This window comes from Nitrobacter sp. 62-23 (assembly GCF_001897285.1).
Taxonomy (GTDB): Bacteria; Pseudomonadota; Alphaproteobacteria; order Rhizobiales; family Xanthobacteraceae; genus Nitrobacter.
Genome location: NZ_MKSM01000082.1, coordinates 23,356 through 37,070, shown reverse-complemented (window position 1 = coordinate 37,070; position 13,715 = coordinate 23,356). Strand labels below are relative to the sequence as shown.

Sequence of the window (13,715 nt, the reverse complement as noted above, 5' to 3'; positions counted from 1 at the left end):
TGCGTAACGGCAAGCCCGACAGTGTCGGAGGTCGGTGACCGGCCGACACCGTCGGACGCGCCGGATCAGTTTGGCTTGGCAGCCTTGGCCTTGCATTCGGAACGGAATTTCTTGCGCTCCTTGCCGTGCAGGCCTTTGGCGTCGGCTTCCTTCGAGCATTCGAGAGAAGCCGCGGTGCGCGGCTTCTCGGCCTTCTTGGCGGAGGGTGCCATCTTTGATGCCGGTGCGGGCGTCGTGGGCGCAGCCATTTGTGCGAAAGCCGTTCCGCCAAGCAGCAGCGATGCGGCGGCGATCGCGATGATACGGGAAGACAGGGTCATGGGAAGTCCTCGGGTTGATGAGACCATCACCGTCGCGGAGCCCGACTGAACGGTGAATGAATGGCTACGGGTTTACTGAAACACGCAGCCATTTTTTTCGCGGATTCAGGCGCGCCGTTGAAACGACTGCCGGTCGCGTCCGAATATTGGGAATGCGTATGATCTTTTCGCCAAACCACTCACACTTTAGCGGATCATGCGCTAGGATATCGGTCCCACCTCGATGTCCCGGGAGGACAGACATGACAAGTCATTTGAAGTTGCTCGGCGCGCTGACGGCGTCCGGCCTGCTTGCGCTTTCGGCGTTGCCCGCCAGTGCGTTGACCGTGCAGGAATGCAGCGCGAAATATCAGGCCGCGAAATCCGCCGGCACGCTCAATGGCCAGAAGTGGAAAGACTTCCGCAAAGCGGAGTGCGGAGCGGGAGCCACCGCCGCCACTGCCACAACGCCTGCTGCGGCTCCGGCGGCACCTGCGGCCGCGTCGGCGCCTGCCCCGAAGACCGCGGCGGCGCCTGCCGCGCCGGCCGGCAACGCAGTCTTCCCGTCGGCGGTGTCGCCGAAATATGCCAACGAGTCCGCGGGCAAGGCGCGGGAGCATACCTGCCTCGATCAATACAGAACCAACAAGACCAACAATGCCAATGGCGGATTGAAGTGGATCATGAAGGGCGGCGGCTACTACAGCGAATGCACCAAGCGGCTGAAGGGCGTCTGATCCGAATGCTCGAATCGCGAGGCGGGATCGGCACCCCGACAACCAGGCGCCGGATGCTCGGCGCTTTCGGCTTTGGCGCGGCGATGGCGGGTCTGGGGCTCGCCCCCGCGCGCGCCGTCACCTCCGACGAAGTTCTGACCGAGACCGCCGTATTGCGCGATCCGGAGATTCCGCCGGCGGGCAATGCGCACGGCGACGTCACCATCGTCGAGTTTTTCGATTACAATTGTCCGTACTGCCGCAGGCTCGCGCCGGAGCTTGCGCAGGTGGTTTACGACGACGGCAAGGTCCGGATGATCTTCAAGGACTGGCCGATTCTCGGGCCCGTCTCGGTCTATGCGTCGCGTCTGGCGCTGGCGTCGAAGTACCAGGGCAAGTTCGCCGCCGCGCACGAGGCGCTGATGAGCACCAGTTCACGGTTGACGGAGCCGCGCATTCGCGAGTTGCTGAGTGGTGCAAGGATCGACGTCGACCGCGCCCTCAAGGATATGGCCGCCAACGCCGGCGCGATCGATGCCATTCTGAAGCGCAACAACGCTCAGGCGACCGCTTTCGGATTCAAAGGAACGCCGGCGTTCATTATCGGAAAATTCCGTGTTCCCGGCCCGCTGACCATGGTCCAGTTCGACCAGGCCATCGCGGACGCGCGCAAGGCGGCCCGCGACAGGAAGTGACGCGGCGTCAGGTCAGGCCGGCCGACGCCTGCGGCGGCCACGGCCGGTCGGGCCGGTAGAATACCGCGATTTTCAGGCTCTCGGCGATGCGTTCGGCCTTTTCCATGAAAGCGGCGCGGATCGGATCTTCGCACAACTCGCGGCAGGTCTCGTCGAACAGCGCGAGCCACTGGGTGAACAGCTCCGGCCTCAGGCCAGGGATTACCATGTGTTTCATCATGGGATTACCCTTGTAGCGGCCGGTAGTCAGCATCACCGACGACCAGAACGCGTACATCTTCTCCAGATGATGGGGCCAGTTGTCCCTGATCTTGTTTTCGAAGATCGGCCCCAGCTCCGGATCGGCGCGCACCTTCGTATAAAAGGCGTCGACCAGTTGGACGATGCCGTCCTCTGACACATGATCCATTTTTTGCGGTGCGCTGTTCATGCGAGAAAAGCCATAACGATGACCCCGGCCACAGTCCAGATCAACGAATTGATCAACATGCGGACCAGGTTGGAATAATCGCCCGGGTTCTTGCCGTGGATTCCGAGAACGTTGCAGACAACGGTTCCCGGCAGCAGAAAAGGCTTTGCGATGCTATCGCTGATTGTGGCGTGACCCGAACTCATGGAGCCCTCCGTTCAAAGGATGGTCACCGCTATACATCCGTGGTTGCCTAAAAGCAATATTTAAAATATAGCTTTTGCGTGACCGCTCTTTCGGGAGACATGCATGCGCCTCACCACCTATTCGGATTACGCATTGCGGGTGCTGATGTACCTCGCGCTCAAGTCCGACGGGCTGTCGACTATCGCCGCGATCGCCGAAAGCTACGATATTTCCGAGGCTCACCTGATGAAGGTGGTCCATCAGCTCGGCGTGGCCGGATACATCGAGACGGTGCGCGGCCGGGGCGGCGGGTTGCGCCTCGCCAGGCCGGTCGAGGCGATCAGCCTTGCCGAGGTTATTCGCACCACGGAGCCGGACATGGCGATCGTGTCGTGCTTGAAGCCGACCAACGTGCCTTGCACGATCAACCCGAGTTGCGTGCTCAAGCGCGCGCTGCAACGGGCGCGTGATGCGTTCATGGAGGTGCTTGAAGGATATACGCTCGCCGACCTCGTAGCACCTCGCGCGCGTCTGGCGGGTTTGCTCGGCATTCCGCCGGGCGCGTCGCCGCAATAAAGCGGGATGAGGCCGATCCCATCGCACTGAGGGTCATCGTCGCGACGCGTTGAGCCTCGCTTGTGATCGAATCGGAAGCGGAATCCTCTGATTTTGAATCCTCTGATTTTGATCCGATGTGCTTGCTTCACGCCAACCGGCATCCACTTCGTTTGAAAACGCTTTAGTGGAATCGCGGCTTCTTCAGCATCCGGTCGCGGTCGATCGACGCCACCACCACGTCGAAGATGTCACCCTCGCGATAAAGCGTCAGCGGCACGTCGACGCCCGCGGGACCGAGCGCCCATAATTTCCGGTAGAACTGCGCCGGGTCCGACACCTTGTCGCCTTTCACTGCGAGGATCACGTCGCCGGTGCGGAGTTCGGCGCGGGCCGCCGGTCCCTTCGGCGCAATCCCGACCGTGACGACTTTGTCTTCGATCTCGGCGGCGTAGATGCCGAGCCAGGGGCGGGCCGGCCTGTTGACCCGCCCGGATTTTCGCAGGTCGTCGAGTGCGGGCTTCAGCAGATCGATCGGAACGCTCATGTTGAGATGTTCGGTCTGGCCGCCGTTCTCGCGCTCGAGTTGCAGCGAGCCGATCCCGATCAGTTCGCCCGCGGCCGAGATCACCCCGGCTCCGCCCCAGTTGGGATGGGCCGGGTGGGTGAAGATGGCGTCGTCGATCAGGTATTCCCAGTAGCCGGCGAATTCCTGCTTGGCGGCGATACGGCCGGCGAGCGAGCGGGTCCTGCCGCCGACGCCGCCCACCACAACCCTGTCATTCGCTGCGGTTGCGGCGGACGAACCCAGCGCCAGCGGTTCGAGGTCGAGGCGGCCGAGCGCCTGCAGCAAACCGAAGCCGCTCTCGCGATCGACGCCGAGGACGTCCGCCTGCACCACGCGGCCGTCGGCGAGGTGAAGCCACACGCTGTCAGCTTCGGTGATGAGGTATCCGACGGTCAGAACCAGGCCGTCGTCGATCACGACACCGTTGCCCGCGCGCTCCTCGCCGAGGGTGTGTGCGGTGAAGGCGTCGGGGGGAATGATCGAATGCAGTCCGACCACGGCGGACAATGCGCGGTCCAGATCGAATTGGTAGTCGTCGCGGCGCGGCTGCGCGGCGGCCGGCACCTTCCATTCCGTCAATGAGGCCATGCGAATTCTCCGTTCCACGCGAATTCGGGCGACGGTCTGTTGTTGAACAGAAGTCACTGCACAACGATCCTAGACCTCAAATGTTCGCTGTGAAAGCGGCGGGATCGGCTCCGCATGTTGGGGAACCGCCCCGCACCCCGCGTCCGATGTGCCGGGCCGGCGATCAGATGCCGACTATATTTGCGGAGTCTCCTCCCATTCAGCGGATAGCGGAGCGTCGATTTCGCAAATAATTCCGGCTGGATCGTAAATAATTCGAACCTCACCTTTGAGCTCGATGGCCAGCACACGCTCGATCAGCTGCGAACCGAATCCCCTTCGGCTCGGAGGCGACACTTCCGGACCATCCTGCTCCTGCCAACGGAAAATAAGCTCGGGAGAGCTTTTGTGTTTGATGCTCCACTTGATGATGACCCTGCCGGTGGGGACCGAAAGCGCGCCATACTTGGCGGCGTTTGTCGCCAATTCATGGAGCGCGAGCGTGAGAGCCAGCGCGGATTTCGGCGAGAGCCGCAGGTCCGGCCCATCGATCTCAAACCGCTGGCGTCCATGCATCGTCAGCATTTGCGCCACGACATCCTTCAGTTCTGCGCTATCCCAATTTTCCCGGGTAATCAGATCGTGAGCGTTCGACAGCGCAAGCAGACGCGCCTCGAATTTCCGAAAATCCTCGCTTTCAGCCCCAATGCCGCGAAAACTCTGTCGCGCGATCGCCAGCACGGTCGAAAGGTTGTTTTTCAGCCGGTGCTTCATTTCACGCAGCAGCGTGGTATGCATCCGCTCGGCCGCCTTGCGCTCGGTGATGTCGCGGGCGATTTTCGAAGCGCCGATGATGCGGCCGTCATTGTCCCTGATCGGTGAGATCGTCAGGGATAGCTCGACCAGGCTGCCGTCTTTCCGCCTTCGAATTGTCTCGAAATGCTCGACCCGCTCGCCCTTGCGAAGTCGCGCCAGTATAGCGGGTTCTTCGTCCTGTCGGTTGTCCGGGATCAGAATGGTAATGGGTTTGCCGACAACTTCTTGAGCCTGGTAGCCAAACAGCCGTTCGGCTCCGACATTCCAACTGGTGATGATGCCATCGAGGTTTTTGCTGACGATCGCATCGCCGGACGATTCGACGATGGCAGCGAGGCGCGCGCTCGCCAGCTCGGCTCGTTTGCGGTCACTGATATCAACCGCGACGCCGGACATCCGCCAGGGCTCGCCGGCCTCATCGTAAAGACACTGACCGTGCACTTCGAGCCAATGGATTGTCTTGTCCTGGCTTATGACGCGATATTCCAGGAGACATTTTTCTCCCGTGGCAATCGCTTGCTGTATAGCTTGGCTCACCCGCTCAACGTCATCCGGATGAATACCCGCGAGATAGTCGGCGAGCGGAGCGCCGCTTTCGCCCTTCTGGGGATCCAAGGAGAACATGGCCGCGAAACGGGCATCCGAATAGACGGTGTCTGTTCGGAGGTCGGTATCGAACGTCCCGATCATGCCGGCAGCGTGGAGGGCGTAGGAGAGGCGTTCTTCTGTCCTCGCCAATGCCTTCTCGGCGGCAATCCGTTGTGTTGTTTCCTCGACGATACACAGAACGCCATCGACGGTGCCGGATGGGTCGTGGACCGGTGAGTAGGAAATATCAAAGTAAACGGTTTCCGGATAGCCGCGTCGCTCGATATAGAACGGGCGATCCTTCGCCGACACCGTGTCGCCGGTTGTTAGAACCCGCCTCAATAACGGTTCAAGATCGTTCCACAGTTCGGCCCAGTTCTCCCGCGCTGGTCGTCCCAGCGCCCTTGGATGCTTGTCGCCGATGGTCGGAGCGTAGGCATCGTTATACAACGCTACCAGTTCGGGGTGCCAAAACAGCACGATTTCTGCCTTCGCGGGTAACATCAAGCCGACGACGGACTTCAGATGCGCAGGCCAGCTCGAAATCGGGCCCAGGCTGGTTGTGGACCAATCGAATGCGCGAATAAGCTTTCCCATTTCACCTCCGTGAAATGGAAAAGCTTCGTTGTTGTTTTCCGGGTCTTCCGCCTTCTGGTCGGTCACGGCCTGGTCGGTCACGGCTGACAAACGTCTCAATTGGAGGCGGCAGCTTTACATAACTACCGTCGGAATGAAACGACGAAGCGAGACGCCGGCGCTTTCAGTTCGGGCGCCCTGGCTGATCAATCGGCCCGATCATGACGCAGTCGGGCGGCCGCTGTTATTGCATGGCTCGAGCGCCTGCGCAGCGCCGCCGATCTCGCTATTGCGAGATCGGGACGCGGGGGGTCGAAAGCACGCGCTCCGGAAACCGGATATCCCTCGACTTTGAATGATGGCAAACGGGCAGTGAACCGCTGCGGTCATTCCCCCGAAACTGGCGATGAAGTGCACGGCCTGCCCGAAGACGTTTATTGAGGCGAACGGCATCCGAGCCGCGCAGTTCACCGCGATCGGTGCGCTCAGCAATGTCGAACTGCGGTGCATGGATTCCGGCGCTGCTCTCATTGGTATGGAGACCTGAACGATAGCGGGGGGGGGGGGGAAGCCGAGGTTTTCCGATTTTCGGGAACATGCTGGCGGTCCGCACGTTCCGATTCGAATGTTGCCGGGAGCAGCGGAAGCTCCGTCCATGCTTTCCTGAGGAGATTTAGATGACGACATGCGAAACTTGCGGCAATGACTATGACAAGGCCTTTCAGGTCACTATGAATGGCCAGACCCATACGTTCGACAGCTTTGAATGCGCGATTCACGCACTAGCGCCAGCATGCAAGCATTGCGGGACACGAATAGTGGGACATGGCCTGGAGCAAGAGGGCGTGTTCTATTGTTGTGACCACTGCGCATCCAAGGATGGTATCTCGGGGCTTCGGGACCGGCTGTGATCATGTGAAGGTGGGCTGGCAGACAAGAAGCAGGATCGCGGTGGGAGACGTGCGATCGTCATAATTGTTGTTTCAGATGAAGCGCATCGGCGGGAGCCGCGCTTTTCTGATCGTTGTCGAAGTAAGCATAGACATCGAAGCCACTCCGCTTCCATGTCAGGAAGCTGGCGGCCCAGTCGCGCAACGTTTGCTGGCTGTAGTGATCCTTGTAGCGTCCTTCAGGCCCATGCCCGCGAACATAGAGGAAATCGGCCGTGCGCTCCCACGGCGATGGCGCGTCATGATGATCGGAAATGCAAAGCGCGATATTGCGATCGGCCAGCAGCCGCATGGTCTCCGGCGCATACCAGCTCGGGTGACGAAATTCGAATGTATATCGTCGTTTCCTGCGAAGGAGTTTGAGGAATCGCGCCAATCGTTCCTGATCCGCTTTCATATTTGGAGGGAGTTGGAATAGCACGGGCCCGGCTTTTCCACCCAGCAGGGAAAGGCGTTGCTCAAGGAGCTTCACGCTGTCCGCCGAGGCATCCGACAGACGCTTCCAATGGGTGATGAAGCGGGAGGCCTTCCAGGCAAAGACAAAATCATATCCGGTCAGATCATGCCAGGATTCCACCGTCTGCGTTGAAGGTGTTCGGTAGAACACGCCGTTGAGTTCGGCCGTTCCAAATTGGGAGGCATAGTAGGAAAGCTGGTGTTTCACCATCAATCCGGAGGGAAAGAAGGCGCCGCGCCACGATGTGTAGTGCCAGCCTGACGTACCGATGCGAATCCTCGCCATCGCGATGTTCCTGCTATTCGGTCTCGGGACCGATCAATCTCCCCGGAAGAGGCCGGCGGCTCAGGCTGTTCGTGTCAGTTTGTCGAGCGTGATCGGAAGATCGCGCACGCGCACGCCGGTTGCGTGATAAACGGCATTGGCAATCGCGGCTGCGACGCCGACGATGCCGATCTCTCCAAGCCCTTTGATTCCCATCGGGTTGACGAAGTCGTCCTGCTCGTCGACGAAGATCACATCGATGTCGTGAACGTCGGCATTCACCGGGACATGATACTCGGCGATATTGGCATTCATGATCCGCCCCAGGCGATGGTCGATCAGCGTTTCCTCATGCAAGGCCATGCCGATGCCCCATACCATTCCGCCCATGATCTGGCTGCGGGCGGTCTTGGGGTTTAGGATGCGTCCTGCCGCCACGGCGCTGACGATACGGGCGACGCGGATCACGCCGATGTCCTCATCGACCCTCACTTCCGCAAAGATCGCCGAGTGGGTATTGTGCGCGTGGGCCTTGTCCTTGGCGAAGGTGGTCTGCTCTTTGCGTTCAATCCGGTCGATCGATGCCGCACGCACCACGTCGGCGATCGCAATGGCGTCCCGCCTATTGGCGCGCGATGTGATTGCGCCGTCGACAAGCATCACCTCGTCGTTGCTCAAGCCTTTGAACGGCGAGCCGGGGATATGTTGCGCCAGTTTCAGAAGGTCGTCCCGGATCGCCTTGCCGGTGGTGACAATCCCATTCGAGACCGAGGCCGCCATCCACGATCCACCTTCCACCGGCGACTGCGGGAGCGTGGAATCGCCGAGCTTGATCGAGATCGCCTCGATCGGAAGGCCGAGCACGTCGGCGGCCACTTGCGTCATGATCGTGTAGGTTCCGGTGCCGATGTCGGCGGTAGCGCATGACACTTCGGCATGGCCGTTCGATGTAAGAGCGATGCGGACGGTGATCGGCATTTGTAAGGCTTCCCACACGCCGGTCGCCATGCCCCAGCCGATCAACTCCCGGCCTTCCCGCATTGAGCGCGGCGCTCCGCTACGTCGGTCCCAGCCGAAAGCCTCCGCACCCCGGCGGTAGCATTCACGCAGGTTCTTGCTGCTGAAGGGCAGCCCGGTGCGTTGATCTCGATCGGAATAGCATGTCAGCCGGAGTTCGACCGGGTCCATCCCGAGCGCAACCGCCAATTCATCCATCGCTGCTTCCAGCGCATAGACGCCGGTCGCGGCGCTTGGCGCCCGCATGTCGCAACTGGTGGCAAGATCGAGGTGGGCGAGTTTGTGCTGGTAGCTGGCCGTTTCGCTCTTGTAGAGCAGGCTCGACCAGGTCGTCTCGTTCCGATGAAAGTCCTCATATCGGGATGTCGAAGTCACCGCGTCGTGGGCAATCGCATTCAGGGCGCCATCCGCCGTTGCCCCGAGCTGGATGCGCTGGATCATCGCCGGCCGGTAGCCGAGTGCGTACATCTGTTGACGCGTCAGCACGAGCCGCACCGAGCGATGGACCGCCCGGGCGGCCAGCACGGCGAGAGCCGCCTGATAGGCGGGGCGCAAGCCCGATCCGAACGCGCCGCCGACAAAAGGCGACACGACGCGGATATCGTCGGGATCGCATTCGAATACGCGGCACAGATAGCCATGAACGTTCTGCACACCCTGGGTCTTGTCGTAGACGGTCAGCTTTCCATCGTTCCAGATGGCGGTGGAGGCAAACAGCTCCATCGGATTGTGGTGCTCGATGGGGACAAAATAGTCGGCGTGATGCCGGACATCGGACGTCGCGAAGGCGCTCGCCGCATCGCCCCGTGGCTTCGCAGGTGCATCGAGTGCAACGGCCTTGTCGCGCGCTCGAGCGAAGTCGGTGACATGCGGCTCCTCGTCATAGGTGATATCGATGAGGGACGCGGCGTAGCTGGCGGTTTCAGAATCCTCGGCCAGCACCAGCGCGACCGGCTGGCCGCTGAACTGGATACGGTCGTCATACAACGGTCGGAACGGGGAGCCTTCCTCCGGCGCAACGTCGTCCTTGTAGGCTTTGTCGCTATCGGCCATCGCCGGACGATCTTGGTGCGTGAGCACGGCGATGACGCCTTCAACGTCCATTGCGCGGGCCCTGTCGATCCGCTTGATATGACCTTTTGCGATTGGAGAAGTCACGATGCTGGCGTGGACAAGATCGGGTGCGCCGAATTCCGCCGCATAGCGCGCGACACCGGTGACTTTGTCCCGTCCGTCGACGCGGGATGTTGCCGTACCGATATAGTTGGTCATCGATGCACTCGCTTGTCTGATCGGCTCAATCGTTTCGGCGATTGCGGCCCTGGGCGATGTTCCGCTTCCGAGAATGCCGAATGCGGCGGCACCCCGGAGCAGGGTGCGGCGATCGAGTTCTGGCGATCCGCATGCCTTCCACTCCGGATGTATTGTGTTTTCGCTCACGCGATTCTCTTGTCCGATTGGGATTGCGGCGTGCCTTGCGCAGCCTGATTCAGCGCGCGAATGATGGTCCGCTGCGCGAGATCAATCTTGAAATCGTTATGGCCGTATCCCTTTGCATCACGCAGGATGACCTTCGCCGCCCTGGCGAACGTATCCTGCTCGACGGGTTGTCCCGCCAAAACTGCCTCGGCCTCCGGATCGCGCCAGGGCTTGTGGGCGACCCCGCCGAGCGCCAGTCGCGCCTGGCGAATGGCGCCATTATCGATCTCAAGCGCGGCTGCGACAGAGACCAGCGCGAAGGCATATGACAGCCGATCGCGGATTTTCAGATAGGTATAGTTGGTGCGGAAGCCGTGCGCGGGAAGCTCGACCGCGGTAACGATCTCTCCGGATTCGAGATTTGTGTCGCGCTCCGGCGTATCGCCGGGCAGGCGATGGAAATCCGCCATCGGGATCGTGCGTACACCGTGAGGGCCTGTGACATGAACAGTAGCATCGAGCGCCGCCAGCGCGACGCACATGTCGGACGGATGGGTTGCAATGCAAGCCTCGCTGGTTCCGAGGATGGCATTGATCCGGTTGACGCCGCCGATGGCCGAGCATCCGCTGCCCGGCTTGCGTTTGTTGCACGGCGTCGCGACGTCATAGAAGTACAGGCAACGCGTTCGCTGCAACAGATTACCGCCCGTCGACGCCATGTTGCGTAGCTGCGTCGAAGCACCCGCGAGAATGGCGCTCGACAGGAGCGGATAACGATCTTTTACCTGTGGGTGCCATGCGAGATCCGAATTCAGCACCAGTGCGCCGATGCGAAGTCCTCCGTTCGACGTCTCTTCCACCGCTCGCAGCGGCAGATGAGAAATATCGATCAGTCGGGTCGGCCGCTCGACGTCGTATTTCATCAGGTCGACGAGGTTGGTGCCGCCGGCGATAAACCTGGCCGAACTGTCGGCGGCGGACTGTCTCACGGCGTCGGCGATGTCCTGTGCCCGCGAATACTGAAAGCTGTTCATGTCGCCTTCATTGCCTCTTCGATGGCCGTCACAATGTTGGGATAGGCGCCGCAGCGGCAGATGTTGCCGCTCATTGTCTCGCGGATTTCGTCACGCGTTCTGGCCCTGCCCTCGCGGAGTAGAGCAACCGCCGAGCAGATCTGTCCCGACGTGCAGTAGCCGCACTGAAAGGCGTCGTGATCGATAAAGGCCTGCTGCACCGGATGGAGGACCCCATCACGAGCAAGACCCTCGACCGTGGTGATTTCAGCGCCATCATGCATCACCGCGAGCGTGAGGCAGGCATTGATCGGTCGCCCGTTCAGCAACACAGTGCAGGCGCCGCACTGACCATGGTCGCAACCCTTCTTCGTGCCTGTAAGATGCAACCGGTCGCGCAACGCGTCCAGCAGCGTCGTCCAGGGTGCGATCTCCAGTTGCGTCCTGTCGCCGTTGATAAGCAGTGCAACGGAAACCTTCTGCATGGGCGATGCGCTCCGACCTGACGCCATGGCCGTCGCCGGAGGAGCATGAGAGGCTGCCATATGCATTCTCCGAGGATGCGATAACTTCAAAAGGTGCGATAACTTCAATTCGGTGCGGCCCCGGGTGTTCCTTCGCGACGTTTCGGCGTTAAGGGGCGCGGCGGTATCGACATCGCCAATGCATTACAAACGGTGGCCGGAGAGACCAACTTATGTTCCCGACGTCACGGTCCAAATCTACCAATCGAAGCAACCGCTCCATGATCCCCGACGTTAGTCACGTTAGTCAGAGGTGTACCTGAGAGGTGGGCCATGGTCGAAATTAAGGAACTGACCCGCCAGGCGGATGACCTGCACGAACTTGCGAAACGGGAAAAGGATCCGAAAGTCCGTGACCGGTTGAACCGGATGGCGGATGCTTACAGCCATATGGCTGAAATCGGGTCGGGCGCCGCACCGCCATCGCTACACGGACTGATGGATGCGCTGACGACTTCGGACAACGGAAAATCCGCCGAGCGTTCCCCGGCAAAGGTGATGCCGGAACCATCCGGCGCGGATTCAATGAAGCGAACAAACGAGCCCCCGAAGCGGCGCGAGGAGAATGAGCAAGATCCCGGCAAGGCGTCAACTGACGCTTTTGCGCGTCGAAAAAAGACCAATACTGGTTAGCTCGCTAACAGCGTGCAGCATCAGATCACGACTTCTTCTTTGAAGCCTTCTTCTTGGATGCCGCCTTCTTGGGTACTTTCTTTCCCTTTTTTCGGGCCTTTGACAGGCCGATAGCGATTGCTTGCTTGCGACTTTTCACCTTACCGCCCTTGCCGCCTGGCCCGCTTTTGGCGGTCCCTTTTTTGTAGCGGCGCACCTCTTTCTCGACATCGCTTCCTGAGCTTTTCGAATAGCGGCGCTTGGTGGCCTTTTTCGCTTTCCTCGCCATGGGAAGTCCTCAGGTCGTTTCGTTGCCCATCTGCAACTCGCGGTTCGGTTCAGGGTTCCAGCGCCAGGGAATTGCGGTGTTTGGTGAGAGAGACCAGACCTCCATCACCTCGCTTGCTTCGGCCGGTTCGATCTGGGCAGTCATAACGCTGTTCAAAGGGTCGTAGCGAGGCGGGCATCGTGTGCTTTATCCGACGAACTGCACAAAGCATTCTATGATGACCCTGTAACGAGATCGATTGCACTCAAGGGCCGTGGAACGCACGCAGGGAACGATAAGCCGGGACAAGATTTCTTCATTCTGAGAAATCGGAGAGCTGCAATGCTGCAAACCACCTATCCCGCTCCGCCTTATCCGGCTCAACAGCAGTCAATGCCGGGCCATACTTCAAGCATGAATCCGGCGCCGGATCATGGAGAGACGACTTACGAAGGTTCTGGCCGGCTTGCAGGAAAGCGAGCAGTCATCACGGGCGGCGATAGCGGTATCGGTCGCGCGGTTGCGATCGCCTATGCCAGAGAAGGGGCCGATGTCTTGCTTGCCTATCTCGATGAGGACGAGGACGCGCGCGAGACCGCCAGACTCGTCGAAGAAGCAAAACGGAAAGCGGTATTGGTCCGGGGCGACATCCAGCATGCGGCGCACTGTCAGGCAATCATCGAGCGGGCTGTCTCAGAGCTTGGCGGGATCGATATCCTCGTCAACAATGCCGCGCATCAGGCGACGTTCGAAGACCTTCAGGATATCACTGATCAGGAGTGGGATCTGACCTTCAGGGTCAACATCCATGCGATGTTCTATCTGACGAAGGCCGCCGTCCCGCATATGAAACCCGGCGCGTCGATCATCAACACCGCCTCCATCAACTCTGATGATCCCAATCCGACGCTGCTTCCCTATGCGACCACCAAGGGGGCGATCCATAATTTTACAGCCGGACTTGCGCAATTGCTTGCTGAGAAGGGCATTCGGGTCAATGCGGTCGCACCGGGGCCGATCTGGACGCCGTTGATTCCGTCGACGATGCCGCCGGAGGCGGTGAAGAATTTCGGCAAGAACACGCCGATGAAACGCGCAGGGCAGCCAGCGGAACTTGCGACGGCGTATGTCATGCTCGCCGATCCTCTCTCCAGCTACGTTTCGGGTGCCACGGTCGCGGTGACCGGCGGTCGGCCCTTTCTTTGAGGAGTGTCGA

Annotated in this window: 17 protein-coding genes; 6 read left to right on the top strand and 11 right to left on the bottom strand. The window is 60.4% G+C overall.

Annotated features, from left to right (window positions below; genetic code table 11):
* Positions 1–65: 65 nt before the first annotated feature.
* The gene (locus BGO16_RS07340; RefSeq protein ID WP_292617962.1) at positions 66–320 is read right to left on the bottom strand and encodes a PsiF family protein; all 255 of its coding nucleotides are present in this window, start codon (positions 318–320) and stop codon (positions 66–68) included.
* A gap of 242 nt (positions 321–562) precedes the next feature.
* On the opposite strand from BGO16_RS07340, the gene BGO16_RS07335 reads away from it, so the two are divergent.
* Both BGO16_RS07335 and BGO16_RS07330 read left to right on the top strand, forming a co-directional pair.
* Positions 563–1,036: a hypothetical protein gene (locus tag BGO16_RS07335; protein WP_292617961.1), complete on the top strand. Its 474-nt coding sequence runs from the start codon at positions 563–565 to the stop codon at positions 1,034–1,036.
* Between the two features lie 5 nt (positions 1,037–1,041).
* Positions 1,042–1,710, top strand: coding sequence for a DsbA family protein (locus BGO16_RS07330; RefSeq protein WP_292617960.1), 669 nt, complete (start codon positions 1,042–1,044; stop codon positions 1,708–1,710).
* Between the two features lie 7 nt (positions 1,711–1,717).
* On the opposite strand, the gene BGO16_RS07325 is transcribed toward BGO16_RS07330, so the two are convergent.
* Both BGO16_RS07325 and BGO16_RS07320 read right to left on the bottom strand, forming a co-directional pair.
* A complete protein-coding gene (locus BGO16_RS07325) occupies positions 1,718–2,140 on the bottom strand; it encodes a group III truncated hemoglobin (protein WP_292617958.1) in 423 nt (140 codons plus the stop codon).
* Complete coding sequence (locus BGO16_RS07320; RefSeq protein WP_292617957.1) at positions 2,137–2,325, bottom strand: hypothetical protein; 189 nt, start codon at positions 2,323–2,325, stop codon at positions 2,137–2,139. The genes BGO16_RS07325 and BGO16_RS07320 overlap by 4 nt, the downstream gene beginning before the upstream one ends.
* Positions 2,326–2,428: 103 nt before the next feature.
* On the opposite strand from BGO16_RS07320, the gene BGO16_RS07315 reads away from it, so the two are divergent.
* Positions 2,429–2,881: an Rrf2 family transcriptional regulator gene (locus BGO16_RS07315; RefSeq protein WP_292617956.1), complete on the top strand. Its 453-nt coding sequence runs from the start codon at positions 2,429–2,431 to the stop codon at positions 2,879–2,881.
* Between the two features lie 163 nt (positions 2,882–3,044).
* On the opposite strand, the gene BGO16_RS07310 is transcribed toward BGO16_RS07315, so the two are convergent.
* Both BGO16_RS07310 and BGO16_RS07305 read right to left on the bottom strand, forming a co-directional pair.
* Positions 3,045–4,016 carry a S1C family serine protease gene (locus BGO16_RS07310; RefSeq protein WP_292617955.1) on the bottom strand — a complete coding sequence of 324 codons (972 nt, stop codon included), beginning with the start codon at positions 4,014–4,016 and terminating at the stop codon, positions 3,045–3,047.
* Between the two features lie 174 nt (positions 4,017–4,190).
* On the bottom strand, positions 4,191–6,077 hold the full coding sequence (locus BGO16_RS07305) for a PAS domain S-box protein (RefSeq protein WP_292617953.1): 1,887 nt from the start codon (positions 6,075–6,077) through the stop codon (positions 4,191–4,193).
* A gap of 304 nt (positions 6,078–6,381) precedes the next feature.
* Between BGO16_RS07305 and BGO16_RS07300 the strand changes: the two genes are divergently transcribed.
* Positions 6,382–6,522, top strand: coding sequence for a hypothetical protein (locus tag BGO16_RS07300; protein ID WP_292617952.1), 141 nt, complete (start codon positions 6,382–6,384; stop codon positions 6,520–6,522).
* A 422-nt stretch (positions 6,523–6,944) separates the two neighbouring features.
* On the opposite strand, the gene BGO16_RS07295 is transcribed toward BGO16_RS07300, so the two are convergent.
* From BGO16_RS07295 to BGO16_RS07280, 4 genes are all read right to left on the bottom strand, one after another.
* Positions 6,945–7,667, bottom strand: a complete 723-nt coding sequence (locus BGO16_RS07295) for a DUF72 domain-containing protein (protein ID WP_292617951.1) — start codon at positions 7,665–7,667, stop codon at positions 6,945–6,947.
* A gap of 60 nt (positions 7,668–7,727) precedes the next feature.
* Entirely contained in the window at positions 7,728–9,935 is a 2,208-nt protein-coding gene (locus BGO16_RS07290) for a xanthine dehydrogenase family protein molybdopterin-binding subunit (RefSeq protein WP_292617950.1), read from the bottom strand.
* A gap of 164 nt (positions 9,936–10,099) precedes the next feature.
* The gene (locus tag BGO16_RS07285) at positions 10,100–11,116 is read right to left on the bottom strand and encodes a xanthine dehydrogenase family protein subunit M (RefSeq protein WP_292617949.1); all 1,017 of its coding nucleotides are present in this window, start codon (positions 11,114–11,116) and stop codon (positions 10,100–10,102) included.
* Entirely contained in the window at positions 11,113–11,607 is a 495-nt protein-coding gene (locus BGO16_RS07280) for a (2Fe-2S)-binding protein (protein ID WP_292617982.1), read from the bottom strand. Before BGO16_RS07280 ends, BGO16_RS07285 begins: the two co-directional genes overlap by 4 nt.
* Positions 11,608–11,892: 285 nt before the next feature.
* Here BGO16_RS07280 and BGO16_RS07275 point away from each other — a divergent pair, with 285 nt between their 5' ends.
* The gene (locus BGO16_RS07275) at positions 11,893–12,252 is read left to right on the top strand and encodes a hypothetical protein (RefSeq protein WP_292617948.1); all 360 of its coding nucleotides are present in this window, start codon (positions 11,893–11,895) and stop codon (positions 12,250–12,252) included.
* Positions 12,253–12,277: 25 nt separating this feature from the next.
* On the opposite strand, the gene BGO16_RS07270 is transcribed toward BGO16_RS07275, so the two are convergent.
* Both BGO16_RS07270 and BGO16_RS07265 read right to left on the bottom strand, forming a co-directional pair.
* Positions 12,278–12,520: a DUF6496 domain-containing protein gene (locus BGO16_RS07270; RefSeq protein WP_292617947.1), complete on the bottom strand. Its 243-nt coding sequence runs from the start codon at positions 12,518–12,520 to the stop codon at positions 12,278–12,280.
* Positions 12,521–12,529: 9 nt separating this feature from the next.
* Positions 12,530–12,664, bottom strand: coding sequence for a hypothetical protein (locus BGO16_RS07265; protein WP_292617946.1), 135 nt, complete (start codon positions 12,662–12,664; stop codon positions 12,530–12,532).
* Positions 12,665–12,841: 177 nt separating this feature from the next.
* On the opposite strand from BGO16_RS07265, the gene BGO16_RS07260 reads away from it, so the two are divergent.
* Positions 12,842–13,705 carry an SDR family oxidoreductase gene (locus BGO16_RS07260; RefSeq protein ID WP_292617945.1) on the top strand — a complete coding sequence of 288 codons (864 nt, stop codon included), beginning with the start codon at positions 12,842–12,844 and terminating at the stop codon, positions 13,703–13,705.
* Positions 13,706–13,715 lie beyond the last annotated feature (10 nt).